The sequence below is a fragment of the Mycobacterium tilburgii genome, assembly GCF_902168065.1.
In the GTDB taxonomy this organism is placed as follows: Bacteria; Actinomycetota; Actinomycetes; order Mycobacteriales; family Mycobacteriaceae; genus Mycobacterium; species Mycobacterium tilburgii.
In genome coordinates, this window is sequence record NZ_LR655726.1 from 17,106 (window position 1) to 28,948 (window position 11,843).

10 protein-coding genes and 7 pseudogenes are annotated in these 11,843 nt (G+C 67.9%); 4 read left to right on the forward strand and 13 right to left on the reverse strand.

Annotated elements, in window-relative coordinates:
• The first annotated feature begins 123 nt into the window (after positions 1-123).
• Positions 124-647, forward strand: a pseudogene (locus tag FQ389_RS13760) (peptidoglycan DD-metalloendopeptidase family protein).
• A gap of 87 nt (positions 648-734) precedes the next feature.
• On the opposite strand, the gene FQ389_RS13765 reads toward FQ389_RS13760, so the two are convergent.
• From FQ389_RS13765 to FQ389_RS13775, 3 genes and pseudogenes are all read right to left on the reverse strand, one after another.
• Complete coding sequence (locus FQ389_RS13765) at positions 735-1,631, reverse strand: tyrosine recombinase XerC (RefSeq protein WP_144208566.1); 897 nt, start codon at positions 1,629-1,631, stop codon at positions 735-737.
• Between the two features lie 32 nt (positions 1,632-1,663).
• The gene (locus FQ389_RS13770) at positions 1,664-2,824 is read right to left on the reverse strand and encodes an alpha-hydroxy-acid oxidizing protein (protein WP_144208569.1); all 1,161 of its coding nucleotides are present in this window, start codon (positions 2,822-2,824) and stop codon (positions 1,664-1,666) included.
• 55 nt (positions 2,825-2,879) lie between these two features.
• Positions 2,880-3,450: pseudogene (locus FQ389_RS13775) on the reverse strand (siderophore-interacting protein); the annotation flags it as partial.
• A gap of 265 nt (positions 3,451-3,715) precedes the next feature.
• Here FQ389_RS13775 and FQ389_RS22590 point away from each other — a divergent pair.
• Positions 3,716-4,231 carry an IclR family transcriptional regulator gene (locus tag FQ389_RS22590; RefSeq protein WP_407662888.1) on the forward strand — a complete coding sequence of 172 codons (516 nt, stop codon included), beginning with the start codon at positions 3,716-3,718 and terminating at the stop codon, positions 4,229-4,231.
• Here FQ389_RS22590 and FQ389_RS13785 read toward each other — a convergent pair.
• Positions 4,191-4,583, reverse strand: a pseudogene (locus FQ389_RS13785) (formate dehydrogenase accessory sulfurtransferase FdhD); the annotation flags it as partial. The gene FQ389_RS22590 and the pseudogene FQ389_RS13785 overlap by 41 nt on opposite strands.
• Before the next feature lie 368 nt (positions 4,584-4,951).
• Between FQ389_RS13785 and FQ389_RS22595 the strand changes: the two are divergent.
• Positions 4,952-5,193: pseudogene (locus FQ389_RS22595) on the forward strand (ANTAR domain-containing protein); the annotation flags it as partial.
• Here FQ389_RS22595 and FQ389_RS13795 read toward each other — a convergent pair.
• The 4 genes and pseudogenes from FQ389_RS13795 to rplS form a co-directional block, all read right to left on the reverse strand.
• Positions 5,182-5,487: a DUF2469 domain-containing protein gene (locus tag FQ389_RS13795; RefSeq protein ID WP_144208572.1), complete on the reverse strand. Its 306-nt coding sequence runs from the start codon at positions 5,485-5,487 to the stop codon at positions 5,182-5,184. The pseudogene FQ389_RS22595 and the gene FQ389_RS13795 sit on opposite strands and share 12 nt — an antisense overlap.
• A pseudogene (locus tag FQ389_RS13800) lies at positions 5,484-6,318 on the reverse strand (ribonuclease HII). The gene FQ389_RS13795 and the pseudogene FQ389_RS13800 overlap by 4 nt, the downstream one beginning before the upstream one ends.
• Before the next feature lie 8 nt (positions 6,319-6,326).
• Complete coding sequence (gene lepB / locus FQ389_RS13805; protein WP_144208575.1) at positions 6,327-7,241, reverse strand: signal peptidase I; 915 nt, start codon at positions 7,239-7,241, stop codon at positions 6,327-6,329.
• Between the two features lie 90 nt (positions 7,242-7,331).
• Positions 7,332-7,673, reverse strand: a complete 342-nt coding sequence (gene rplS / locus FQ389_RS13810; RefSeq protein ID WP_144208579.1) for a 50S ribosomal protein L19 — start codon at positions 7,671-7,673, stop codon at positions 7,332-7,334.
• 326 nt (positions 7,674-7,999) lie between these two features.
• Here rplS and FQ389_RS13815 point away from each other — a divergent pair.
• Positions 8,000-8,569, forward strand: a pseudogene (locus FQ389_RS13815) (hypothetical protein); the annotation flags it as partial.
• Between the two features lie 64 nt (positions 8,570-8,633).
• Here FQ389_RS13815 and trmD read toward each other — a convergent pair.
• The 5 genes and pseudogenes from trmD to FQ389_RS13840 all read right to left on the reverse strand — a co-directional run bounded on the left by trmD (position 8,634) and on the right by FQ389_RS13840 (position 11,300).
• On the reverse strand, positions 8,634-9,359 hold the full coding sequence (trmD, locus tag FQ389_RS13820; RefSeq protein ID WP_144208585.1) for a tRNA (guanosine(37)-N1)-methyltransferase TrmD: 726 nt from the start codon (positions 9,357-9,359) through the stop codon (positions 8,634-8,636).
• A 17-nt stretch (positions 9,360-9,376) separates the two neighbouring features.
• Positions 9,377-9,910 carry a ribosome maturation factor RimM gene (gene rimM, locus FQ389_RS13825; RefSeq protein ID WP_144208588.1) on the reverse strand — a complete coding sequence of 178 codons (534 nt, stop codon included), beginning with the start codon at positions 9,908-9,910 and terminating at the stop codon, positions 9,377-9,379.
• A gap of 13 nt (positions 9,911-9,923) precedes the next feature.
• The gene (locus FQ389_RS13830; RefSeq protein WP_144208591.1) at positions 9,924-10,166 is read right to left on the reverse strand and encodes an RNA-binding protein; all 243 of its coding nucleotides are present in this window, start codon (positions 10,164-10,166) and stop codon (positions 9,924-9,926) included.
• Positions 10,163-10,669, reverse strand: a complete 507-nt coding sequence (rpsP, locus tag FQ389_RS13835; protein ID WP_144208594.1) for a 30S ribosomal protein S16 — start codon at positions 10,667-10,669, stop codon at positions 10,163-10,165. Before rpsP ends, FQ389_RS13830 begins: the two co-directional genes overlap by 4 nt.
• A gap of 200 nt (positions 10,670-10,869) precedes the next feature.
• Positions 10,870-11,300 (reverse strand): annotated as a pseudogene (locus tag FQ389_RS13840) (nuclear transport factor 2 family protein).
• Positions 11,301-11,843: the final 543 nt, after the last annotated feature.

An 11,843-nucleotide genomic window follows, 5' to 3' on the forward strand; every position in this document is an offset into this window, starting at 1 on the left:
GGTGCTTTTTCCACGCGGGGTCACGGGCACGGACCCTGCCAGGCCCTATCCAGACCGGGCCCGGCTGCACAGATCGGGCGTACCCGAGTGGCCGCGGTGTCGACACCGGGCTGAACTGGGCGGGTGCGGTGGGCGGCGCTGATGGTGGGCTTGACCCTCACCTTGGCGCTGCGCAGCATATTTGCGGCAGCGGACGTCGTCCGCTGCAATGGCCGGCTGCGCCCGGCCTCGGCCGTCGTGCGGCGATTCGACGCCCCGTCACCCAATTGGCATCCCGGGCATCCAATTGGCATCCCGGACATCGCGGTCGGCTGGCCGCCCGGGCCGGCCAGCCGGTGTACGCCGCCGCCGACGCGACCGTCGTGTTCGCCGGGCTGCTGGCCGGACGGCCGGTGGTGTCGCGCTGGCCCATCCCAGCGGCCTGCGTACCAGCTACGAGCCGGTCGGGGCGTTCGTGCGGGCGCCGGGCAGCAGGTCACCGCTCAGACGGTGCTGGGCGAGCTGCTGCCCAGGCATCGCGGCTGCTGAGCCGGCGGGGCGTGTCTGCCACTGGGGCGCGATGTGGGGTCCGGCGTCCGGCGCGGATTACGTCGATCCGCTGGGCCTGCTGGTATACACCGGTCCGGCTCAAGCCGCTGCACAGCTGACCTCTAGCGCGTCGAGCGTGCACACGCAGCGGGTGGCCGCGGCGTGTCGGCACCCAGGGCGCAGACTCAATGCCGCGACTGCACACGTCAGGCGCGCGGATGGGCCTGATCGTGCACGGCCCGCAGCCGCGACACCGCGACGTGGGTGTAGAGCTGGGTAGTGGCCAAGCTCGAGTGGCCGAGCAACTCCTGAACCACCCGCAGATCGGCCCCGCCCTCGAGCAGATGCGTGGCGGCGCTGTGCCGCAATCCGTGCGGCCCCATGTCGGGAGCGCCGTCCACCGCCGCGATGGTTTTGTGCACGACGGTGCGCGCCTGGCGCACGTCGAGCCGGCGGCCCCGCGCGCCGAGCAGCAGCGCCTGGCCGGACTCCGCGATCACCAGAGCCGGACGCCCGTCGGCCAGCCAGGCGTGCAGCGCGTCGGCGGCTGGCACCCCGAACGGTGCGGTACGCTGCTTGTTGCCCTTGCCCAGCACCCGCACCACCCGCTGCCGAGTATCGACATCGTCGATGTCTAGGCCGCACAGCTCGCTGACCCGTATGCCGGTGGCGTAGAGCATCTCCACGATCAGCCGGTCCCGCAGCGACAACGGATCTCCTTGCTGCGCACCGGATTTCGCCGAAGCCATGGCGTCGAGCGCCTGATCCTGGCGCAGCACCGCCGGCAGCGTGCGGTGCGCCTTGGGCACCTGCAGCCGGGTGGCGGGATCCGTGCTCAGCAGCCCGCGCCGCAGCGCCCAAGCGGTGAACGCCTTGACCGCCGAGGTACGGCGGGCCAGCGTGGTGCGGGCGGCCCCGGTGACCGCCTCGCTGGAAAACCACGACCGCAGCAGCGACAGGCTCATCGCGTCCAGGCTCGCGCCCTGGCGTTCCAGATGGGCGAACAACGAGCGCAGGTCGCCCAGGTAGGCGCGGCGGGTGTGCGCGGACCGGCCGCACTGCAAATCCAGGTATTCGTCGAACTCGTCGAGGATGGCCTGCACTCCCCCACGGTGGCAGGACCGGCCGCCGCCGGTCAGCCGACGCGCCGAAGCGTGTCCGGGGTGAGATCTTTGCGGGTCGGATAGCCGTCGACGGCCATGATCAGGTCCGCTTCGGCCAGCAGGCTGCGCAGCACGTGCACAGTGCCGTCGACGCCGCCGAGCGCCAGCCCGTAGGCGTAGGGCCGGCCGACGCCCACCGCGGTGGCTCCCAGCGCCAGCGCCTTGACGATGTCGGCGCCGCTGCGTATCCCCGAGTCGAACAGCACCGGTAGCCCGTCGGCGGCTTCCACCACGCCGGGCAGGCAGTCCAGCGCGGGCAGGCCACCGTTGGCCTGGCGGCCACCGTGTGTGGAGCAGTAGATGCCGTCGACCCCACCGTCCTTGGCACGGCGGGCGTCGTCGGGATGGCAGATGCCTTTGATGATCAACGGCAGGTCGGTCAGCGACCGCAGCCAGCCGAGGTCGTCCCAGGTCAGCGGATTTCCGAAGGTGGTAATCCACTGCAGGACGGCGGCCTGCGGGTGCTCCTCGGGTGGGCGCTGCAGGCCGGCGCGGAAGACCGGATCGCTGGTGTAGTTGCTCAGGCAGAGGCCCCGCAGCTGGGGGAAGTTCGCCGTGCTGAGGTCGCGCGGGCGCCACCCGGGAATCCAGGTGTCCAGGGTGACGATGATGCCCTTGAACCCGGCGGCCTCGACGCGCTGCACGAGGCTGGCGGCCAGCTCCCGGTTCTTCGGCGTGTACAGCTGAAAAAACCCGGGCGTGTCACCGAACTGCGCGGCGACGTCCTCCAGCGGGTCGGCGGTCAACGTGGACACGACCATCGGGACGCCGGTGGCCGCGGCGGCGCGCGCCGCGGCCAGGTCGCCGTGGCCATCCTGCGCACAGATGCCGATGATGCCGATCGGCGCCATGAAGATCGGCGACGGCAAGGTCAGGCCGAACAACTCCACCGACAGGTCGCGCTCGGCGGCACCGACGAACATGCGCGGTATCAGGCCCCAGTGATCGAACGCCTCCCGGTTGGCCCGCTGCGTACGTTCGTCACCGGCGCCGCCGGTGACGTAGGACCACACCGACGGCGACATGGCCCGCTCGGCCCGGGCCTCCAACTCCGCGAAGGCCATCGGCAGCGTAGGCACCACCCCGCCCAGGCCCTGGAAGTAGATCTCGTTCTGGTAGTCCCCGTATGCCATGCGTAGAGAATGCCAGGTGCGGATGCTCAAAGGACGGTAAGTTGGCCGACTCCGCCCCGGATTCGGCCTGGGCCAGTTCCTTCTTCCACTGTCGGAAGGTCTCTTCGGTTGCGGCCGCGTCGCCAGTAGCCGGAGATCGACGACGACCACTTGGCGTCGATGCCACACTCCTTGCGGACGAATGGCCGCAGATTGTGCATCACCATTCGAGCCTCACCGTGGATGAACACATGCACCTGACCGAGCAGCCACAGTGTCGTGGTGACCGCCTCGATCAGCGGCGCGAAGTCGCCGGCGCGGTCCTCGGTCACCAGGTCGGCCCGGCCGCCGCGATACACCCAGTTCAGCTGCATGCCGTCCGGGGCGGTCAACGGGATCTCGTCCTCGGGGCTGGCGATTTCGATGAAGGTCGTGCCAATTGCGTTGAGCGGCAACGCTCCCAGCGCGGTGGCGATGGCAGGCAGCGCCGACTCGTCGCCGGCCAGCAAGTGCCAGTCGGGGGTGTAAGCGCCGCCGAACCCCATCAGGTAGGATCTACCTGACCCGGCTCGGCCGAAGGCCGCCCAGACGCCGGCAACGCCGTGCACCACAATGTCCAGCGCGATGCGGCGGGCCGCAGCGTCGACCTCGAAACGTTGAAGGGGTCAACCTGCCAGGTGTCCTCCTGTTCAGACCCGGCCCCCGACTATACGAGCCGGGCCGGCGGCGCAGGTTGGCCACCACCGGGGCGCGCAAATGCGCCGTGCGGCGGACACAAACCGGGACAATGGACAGATGAGCGAAGCCGAGAGTTTGGACATTCCGCCCTTGCGCCGTCGCGAACGCTGTCTGCCGACATGAAGCCTTTGCTGGTGTTGGCCAAGATTCGCGGCATCATGGACGCGTTCACCCCTGTCCAAACCCGAGTCGACACTCAGCGAAATCCACACTCGAACCGGGTATCCCACGTCCACGGTGCAACGGCTGGTGGCCAACCTGGTCACCGAGGAATTTCTCGATCGGGCGGGTGACCGGTTCCGGGTCGGCGCGCGGGTCGCCTACTGGGCGGCTCCGGTCGCCAGCAGCATGGGATTGATCGATGCGGTGACGCCGGCGCTGGAGTCGTTGCGCGACGCCAGCGGCGAGACGGCGTGCTTTTTCCGGCGCGAGGGGCAGTTCCGGGTGTGTGTCGCCCTCGCGGAGACGCGACACGGGATCCGCCACGAAATGCATATCGGCAAGATCATCCCGCTGTATGTCGGTTCGGCGGGCCGGATGCTGATGGCCTGGGACGAGGACGCCTTCAACGAGGTGGTGTCCTCGGAGTTGGCAGGGTCTCGGTGCCGGTGGACACCGGCAGGTGCTGGATCATGCCGCGGGCCCGGAACTGCAGCCGACCGGGCAGCGCCTCGAGGGTGTCGGCGCTGACCACAACCGGGTCCATCCCCGGCGAAAAGCTGCTGATCACCCGCACCGCGTCCAGGGACGCCTTGCCGCACACCCCGCACGAGGAGGTGGTGTAGAAGTTGCGGGTCACGTCGAGACCGGGCGGCGCGCCGCGCCGGGTGATCACGCCTTCGGTGAGCTGAAAGCCTTGGGAGAGTTCGAAGTCCGATCCGAGTGTGCGCATCGTCACGGTCACCGACGTCCCGTTGACGCGCAGTTCCAGCGGCTCCTTGACGGCCAGGGTTTCGGGCCGGTTGACGGCCGCACCCGCGTTGAGATGCAGGGCGCGCCAGCGCGCGGTCACGTTCCCCGCGGCATGAACCTCACCAGTCAAACTACCCGGCGGGCAGTCGCGGCGCCCAATCCAGCCTGCCGCATCCCGGACACCAGCAACACCAAAAGGCGATGCTGACCGGGCCGGTTGCTCTAGGGTCGACTTGGCTCGCCGGATTGCCGGCGAGCGCGGGGAAACACAGCGAGTACGGCCTGGTTGGCGCGCGGTTGGCAGCGGCTTACCGTGGGCGATATGGTGATATCGCCGGGGAGGCACGACATGGCGAAAGCATCGCAGGACGGGGCACGCACCGAGACACCGGGCGGCGAGAAGGCCGACCGGCGACGGTCCTTTACGGAGCTGGCCGAGATCTTCTACCAGGGCTCGGACGCCAAGGAGATGTATGCGGCCATCTGCATCGCCGCGAGGCCCTCAACGCCGCGGCCAAGGGCCAGGACGCGGCCAGCCTGCGGCGGGGACTGCTCAGCAACCGCGAAATCGGCAAGGCCGTCGGCATGCTGATGCTGCTGCACGACACGACCGAAGAGTAGGCGTTCGACCTGCTGCGCCGGCACCCGCAAGCGCTGAACATCAAGCTGGCCGACGTGGCCCGGAGGTCATCGCGCGACGCGGGAGCCTGCCGTCCGACGGCGAGCCACTACTCGGGTAGCCGCAGCTCGGGCTTCTCGACCTCTTCGATGTTGACGTCCTTGAAGGTGACCACCCGCACCTGCTTGACGAACCGTGCCGGCCGGTACATGTCCCACACCCAGGCGTCGGACAGCCGCAGCTCGAAGTACACTTCGCCGTCGGCGTTGCGGGGCGCCATTTCTACGCTGTTGGCCAGGTAGAAGCGGCGCTCGGTCTCCACCACGTAGCTGAACTGGCCGACGATGTCCTTGTATTCGCGGTAGAGCGAGAGCTCCATCTCGTTCTCGTACTTTTCGAGATCCTCCGCGCTCATCTGCCACTCACCTGCTCAGACGTCCCTTTCCCTGCCAGTGTCGCGACTCCCCGCGGGGCCACTGCTGCCAGCATTACCGCTCTGTCAGGAGTCTGCATCCATCTTTCCTCACAGGTACTCGGCCCGCTCGGCCGGTAGGTCCGGTTTGCATTCGGCCACCACCCGGGTGCCGGATCCGTTTCCGGACGGCGAGGCCACGCGGCGGACGTTGATGAACGAAAAGCGGTGCTCGGGGCAGGGACCCAGCCGGTTGAGCGCGTGGCTGTGCGCGGGCGTGCTGTACCCCTTGTGCTCGGCGAAGCCGTAGCCGGGATGCTCGGCGTCCATCGCGACCATCAGCCGGTCCCGGCTCACCTTCGCCAGCACGCTGGCCGCGGCGATGCAGGCGGCGGCCGCGTCGCCACCGACGACCGGCAGCGACGGCATCGGCAGCCCGGGCACCCGAAAGCCGTCGCTGAGCACGTAACCGGGCCGCACTGACAGCCCAGCCACCGCGCGCCGCATGCCTTCGATGTTGGCGACGTGTACACCGCGGCAGTCCACCTCGACCGAGGGGATGAACACCACGTGATAGGCCAGCGCGTAGCGACAGATCAACGGGAACAGCTTCTCCCGCATCTTCTCGGTCATCTTCTTTGAATCATCAAGGGCCGCAAGGCTTTCCATCCTATTCGGACTGAGCACGCAGGCCGCCACCACCAGCGGGCCCGCGCAGGCGCCGCGGCCCACCTCATCCACCCCGGCCACCGGGCCCAGACCGTTGCGGTGCAGGGCGGACTCCAGGGCGCGCAGCCCGGACGCTTTACGGATGACCGTCCGCGGCGGCCACATGGTCACGGCTACTGACCTTGCTGCGGGTTCGTCGAACCCACCCCACCCCATCGTGTCGGCGGCCAGACGATGAACCTCGCCTTGCCGATGACGTTGGCCACCGGCACCGTCCCCGACACCGGATCACCGGTACACAGAATGCCTTTGAGCGCGTCGGCCGGAACGCTGGTGCAGTGGGCGCGCGAATCGGCGGAGTGAGTGCGGTTGTCCCCCATTACCCACAGCCGTCCCACCGGGACAGTCACAGGGCCGAATTCGCTGACCAGGCACGGATACACGGCCGGATCGGCCATCAACGTGTCCGGGTCCAGGTATGGCTCCCTGAGCGGCTTGCCGTCGACCGTCAATCCGGTGTCGGCCCGGCACTGCACTGTTTGCCCGCCGACCGCGATGACCCGCTTGACCAGATCGTTCTCGTCGGGCGGCACAAACCCGATGAACGACAACGCATTCTGCACCCAACGCAGCGCGGTGTTGCCCGACCGGATCGACTTGTACCCGACGTTCCAATTCGGCGGCCCCTTGAAGACGATCACGTCGCCGGGATGCGGAGACCTGAAGCGATAGCTGAGCTTGTCGACCATGATCCGGTCGCCGACACACCCGGTGCACCCGTGCAGCGTGGGTTCCATCGACTCCGACGGGATCAGGTACGGGCGCGCCACGAAGGTCAGCATCACGTAGTAGAGCAGGATCGCCGTGGCGGCCAGCACCACCAGCTCGCGCAGCGCGGAATTCTTCTTGGGCTCCGGCGTTTCCGCGTCGGCCGCGTCGGGCTCCGGTCCGGCGTCCGGCTCGCCGGACGAGTCGTCGGCTTCAGGGTCGGCTGAGTCCAACCAAGTGTCGGGGGTGCGAGTGGAGACCTTCGGCTCCGACTGACCAGGCTCGGACTGGGGCTTGGGCGAGTCCGTGGAATCCGTCACGAGATCAGCGTAGTCAGCACGGCGTGCGGGCCTGTAACGCGTCGTCACGACCGGCCGGACGTGCCGTCGGCATCGCCGCGACGGGCACGATCAGCGCTTTTCCTTGATCTTCGCCTTCTTGCCGCGCAGTTCGCGCAGGTAGTACAGCTTGGCCCGGCGAACATCACCACGGGTCACGACCTCGATGTGGTCGATGTTCGGCGAATGCACCGGGAAGGTCCGCTCGACGCCGACACCGTAGCTTTCCTTGCGCACGGTAAAGGTCTCGCGGATGCCGCCGCCCTGCCGACGGATCACCACACCCTTGAACACCTGGATGCGCCCCTTGGCACCCTCGATGACCTTGACGTGCACGTTTATGGTGTCACCCGGGTTGAAGGCCGGGATGTCGTCGCGCAGCGACACCTGGTCAACAAAGTCCAGCCTGTTCATGTGAGAGACACTTCCTTACGGTCACGGCGTGCGGCAACGGCCCGCACGCGGGGGTGGTGGTCAAGCCATTCGGGCTTCGGGTCGTATCGCGGCAGGCGCAAAACCGCGGAGCCGCTAAAGGCAACTAGTCAATTGTGCCAGACACCCCGCGCGCATTGAAAATCACAGATATAACGCTGCGGTTTGCGCTGCGCCGAACACGCTGGTGAGTGGTACATATAATTGGGTTATTTTGCGCTTGTCAACCCGAACTCAACCCGACCCGGGCAGGTTGCAGGCAGACCACCCACCCCACATGCTGATGCCGGAGTACAGGGAGAACAGCGATGCGTGTCCGTCCGCTCACTGCTCTCGCCGCGGTTGGCGGTGACGCTGGTGCTGGCCGGATGTGACGAGGCGCGGCTCGGGGCGTTACCGGGCGCCCGGACTCCGAAAGCGTCGGGCAAGCCGGCCCCCGGCTCCTCGCAGCTCGTGCAGCTGCTGGACACCGACCAAGTGCCCGGGGCGCCGATGGCGGGTTTCAATGGGTTGCAGGCGCGCATCCAGCAGGCCACCGCGAGCGGTGCCACGCTCTCGGTGGGCATCCTCGACCGCAAGACCCACGAGCTGGTCTCCAACGGCAACTCGCCTATCGTGGGGACCGCCTCGGTGGCCAAGCTGTTCATCGCCGACGACCTGCTGCTGCAGGAGGCCCGGGGCAAGATTCGGCTGTCTCCCGACGACCGCCGGGCGCTGGACATCATGTTGCAGTCGTCCGACGACGGTGCCGCCGATCGGTTCTGGGATCAGGGCGGCGGCAGCGGCATCATCAGTCAGGTCGCAAGCCGGTACGGATTGCCATCGACGACCCTGCCGTCCGACGGCCGGTGGTGAACACACTGAGCTCGCTGACCGACCGGACACCATCACCCAGGCCGTCAAGACGATGTTCCCCAACGGCCGGACCGGCTCCCCCACCTTCTAGACCGACCGGTCAGCGGCCGGCAGACCCTGATCCCGACCCGGATCGAGATCGGGGCGGCGCTCGCGGGTGCGCCGCAGCGACACCTCCCGGCGCCAGGTGGCGATGCGCGCGTGATCACCGGACAGCAGCACGTCGGGGACGTCGAGGCCGCGCCAGCTCGGCGGCCGGGTGTAGCTGGGCCCCTCGAGCAGGCCGCCCAGCGTCGGCGAGTGCGAATCGTCGCGGTACGACGCCGGATTGCCCAACACCCCGGCGAGCAGCCGCAGCACGGCCTCGATCATCACCACGGCCGCGGACTCCCCGCCCGGCAGCACGTAATCGCCGATCGAGACTTCCTCGACCCGCATCCGGCGACCGGCGTCCTCGACGACGCGCTGGTCGATGCCCTCGTAGCGACCACACGCGAACACCAGATGTGCTTCCGCGGCCCAGCGCTGGGCGGTGGCCTGCTTGAACAGCTTACCCGCCGGTGTCGGTACCACCAATAGTGTTTCGCCGGAACAGATTTCGTCCAGCACGTCGCCCCAGACGGGGGCCTTCATCACCATGCCGGGACCGCCCCCGTAGGGCGCGTCGTCGACGGATCGATGCACGTCGTGCGTCCAGCGCCGCAGGTCGTGCACCTCGATGTCGACCAGACCCGACTCGATCGCCTTGCCCGGCAGCGATTGCCGCAGCGGATCCAGGTAGGCCGGGAAAATCGTGATCACGTTGATCTTCATGCCGATGCGCGCCCCATCTACGTCAGATCCAGCAGACCCTCGGGCGGATCGATTTCGACCATCTGGTCATCCAGCGACACCGACGTGACGATCGCAGTCACGAACGGCACCAACACTTCCCGGACCTGGTCGCCCTCGCCCTGGCGCACCGCCAGCAATTCGCCGGCCGCGGTGTGCAGCACCTCGGCCACGACGCCGACGTCGTGGCCGGTTGTGGTGCGCACGTGCAGACCTTCGAGCTGGTGGTCGTAGTAGGTGTCCGGCTCGTCGATCGGCGGCAGGTCATCGGAGTCCACCACGAACAGGTTGCCGCGCAAGGCATCCGCGGCGTCGCGGTCCGCTACGCCGGCCAGCCGCACCAGCAGCCGCCCGCCGTGTTCACGCACGGTGTCGACGACGAAGCTGCCCGGCGCGACGCTGCCGCGAGACGGCTTGGCGCGCAACGTGTTACCCGGGGCGAAACGGGTGGTGGGGTCGTCGGTGTGAACTTCCACCACCACCTCGCCGGTGATGCCGTGTGCTTTCACGACGCGCCCGACGAGCAGCTCCATGAGTGCGAAGACCCTACTGGTCGGTGTCCACCACGTCGACGCTGATACCGCGGCCACCGATGCCGGCGACAAGTGTGCGCAACGCGGTCGCAGTGCGTCCGCCGCGGCCGATCACCTTGCCCAGATCGTCGGGGTGCACATGCACCTCGACGGTGCGTCCGCGCCGGCTCGTCACGAGGTCGACCCGGACATCGTCCGGGTTGTCCACGATGCCGCGGACCAGATGCTCAACAGCGTCGACGACCACCGTACTCATTGCGACGGCCAGCTTTCCGTAGCGGATTCGGTCGGCTCGGCCGCGGCGTCGGCAGCCGGCGCGTCAGCCTCGGCGGGCGCGCCGGCTGCCTCTTCGCTCTTGGCGGCCTTTTTGGCGGGGGCCTTACTTCTTGGCTTGGTGGCCTCGGTGGTCGGGCCGCCGTCGGCCTCGTCGAGCGCCGCGTTGAACAGCTCCAGCTTGCTCGGCTTCGGCGCGCGAACCTGCAGGCTGCCCTCAGCGCCGGGCAGGCCCTTGAACTTCTGCCAGTCGCCGGTGATCTTCAGCAACTTGAGTACGGGCTCGGTCGGCTGCGCGCCAACGGACAGCCAGTACTGGGCCCGCTCCGAGTTGATCTCGATCAGGCTGGGGTCTTTCTTGGGGTGGTAGCGGCCGATCACCTCGATCGAGCGGCCATCCCGCCGGGTGCGCGCATCGGCGACGGCGATGCGGTACTGGGGGTTACGGATCTTGCCAAGCCGCGTGAGCTTGATCTTGACAGCCATGGTTAAGCGATTTCTCCTGTGTGTGTCACGCTGCAATTCAGCGATCCGGGCGGGATGGCCGGGATCCGGTTTTGCCTCGCGTGTGTGACCGCCGAACAAGCACCCCGGCACGGGGCGGGTCGCGCGGCGGACAGCCGCCCATTGTGCCAGAACGATGCCCGTCGGCAGAAATTCGGCCGAGCCGCGACGCTGCCGTCGCGTCACATCACCCCCTGGAAGACCTTCGTCTCGACCCGGCGGGTCATCCGCCAGTCCGCTGGTGTGCGGACGAATTCGTCGTCGTACCACAGGCCGCAGAACATCACCGGGTCGCCGTTTTTCGCGGGCTCGCCCGGCAACACCATCGGGTTGAAGCACAACACCCGCGACGACGCCGTGTCGCCGTCGATCTGCACCGAGAAGTTGCCGAGCATATGCGCATACACCGGAAAGTTGGGCAGCACCTCGGACAGCCATTTTTGACCTCGGGATAGCTGCCCTCAATTCCGCCCAGGGCCGTGTAATCGATGTAGGCGTCCTCGGTGAACACTTTGTCCAAGTCGTCGAATCGGCGCTGATCGATGGCGGTGGAATAGTCCACCATCAGCTGCTGGATCTCCAGGCGGTCGGAAATTTCGGCCAGGCTCAACATGCATCGATTCAACACGATCCCGTGCCGCGTACTGAGCCGGCCCGAAACGCGCGGGTGCTCACCCCGACCGGTCCCCGGGCGGCCGCGCTAGTGACCGTCCGGGCCGCGACGTCCGCCGCAGATCGCGCCCTACCAAGCAAAGGCGGTGAGGTGAATAATCCCAGTTAGATGGCTTGGTTCGCCTGCTTAGCAAGGCGCAGCGTCCGGCGGCGGCCGCTCCTGGCGATTGCGCACCGGGCAGCTCGTGTCAGCGCTGGTGCCCCGGCGATCCCGATCCGGCGGAGCGGCCCATACCCTGGGACCCGAACGTGTGCCACGACTTCTACTGGGATTACCTAGAGCGTCCACGACATCGGCACCGGCGTCTTCTACTCGCGATCGTCGTTGCCTTTCAAACAGCCGCCGCCACCTGCCGTTACCGCCGCTGCCGTTCTGCCCGGTGCCGCCCTGGCGCCCGTGAGGCACCGGACGCCGAACACGTCCGGACGTTACACTTTGCTGCCATGCGGAACTTCCTGGCCGCAGCTGCTGCGCTGCTCACGG

Excerpts from the sequence above, each read along its gene's own strand:
- rimM (WP_144208588.1), bottom strand. The coding sequence starts at position 9,910 with ATGGAGCTGCTCGTCGGGCGCGTCGTGAAAGCACACGGCATCACCGGC.
- FQ389_RS13795 (WP_144208572.1), bottom strand. The coding sequence starts at position 5,487 with ATGAGCGCGGAGGATCTCGAAAAGTACGAGAACGAGATGGAGCTCTCG.
- FQ389_RS13770 (WP_144208569.1), bottom strand. The coding sequence starts at position 2,824 with ATGGCATACGGGGACTACCAGAACGAGATCTACTTCCAGGGCCTGGGC.
- rpsP (WP_144208594.1), bottom strand. The coding sequence starts at position 10,669 with ATGGCTGTCAAGATCAAGCTCACGCGGCTTGGCAAGATCCGTAACCCC.
- trmD (WP_144208585.1), bottom strand. The coding sequence starts at position 9,359 with ATGAAGATCAACGTGATCACGATTTTCCCGGCCTACCTGGATCCGCTG.
- rplS (WP_144208579.1), bottom strand. The coding sequence starts at position 7,673 with ATGAACAGGCTGGACTTTGTTGACCAGGTGTCGCTGCGCGACGACATC.
- FQ389_RS13830 (WP_144208591.1), bottom strand. The coding sequence starts at position 10,166 with ATGAGTACGGTGGTCGTCGACGCTGTTGAGCATCTGGTCCGCGGCATC.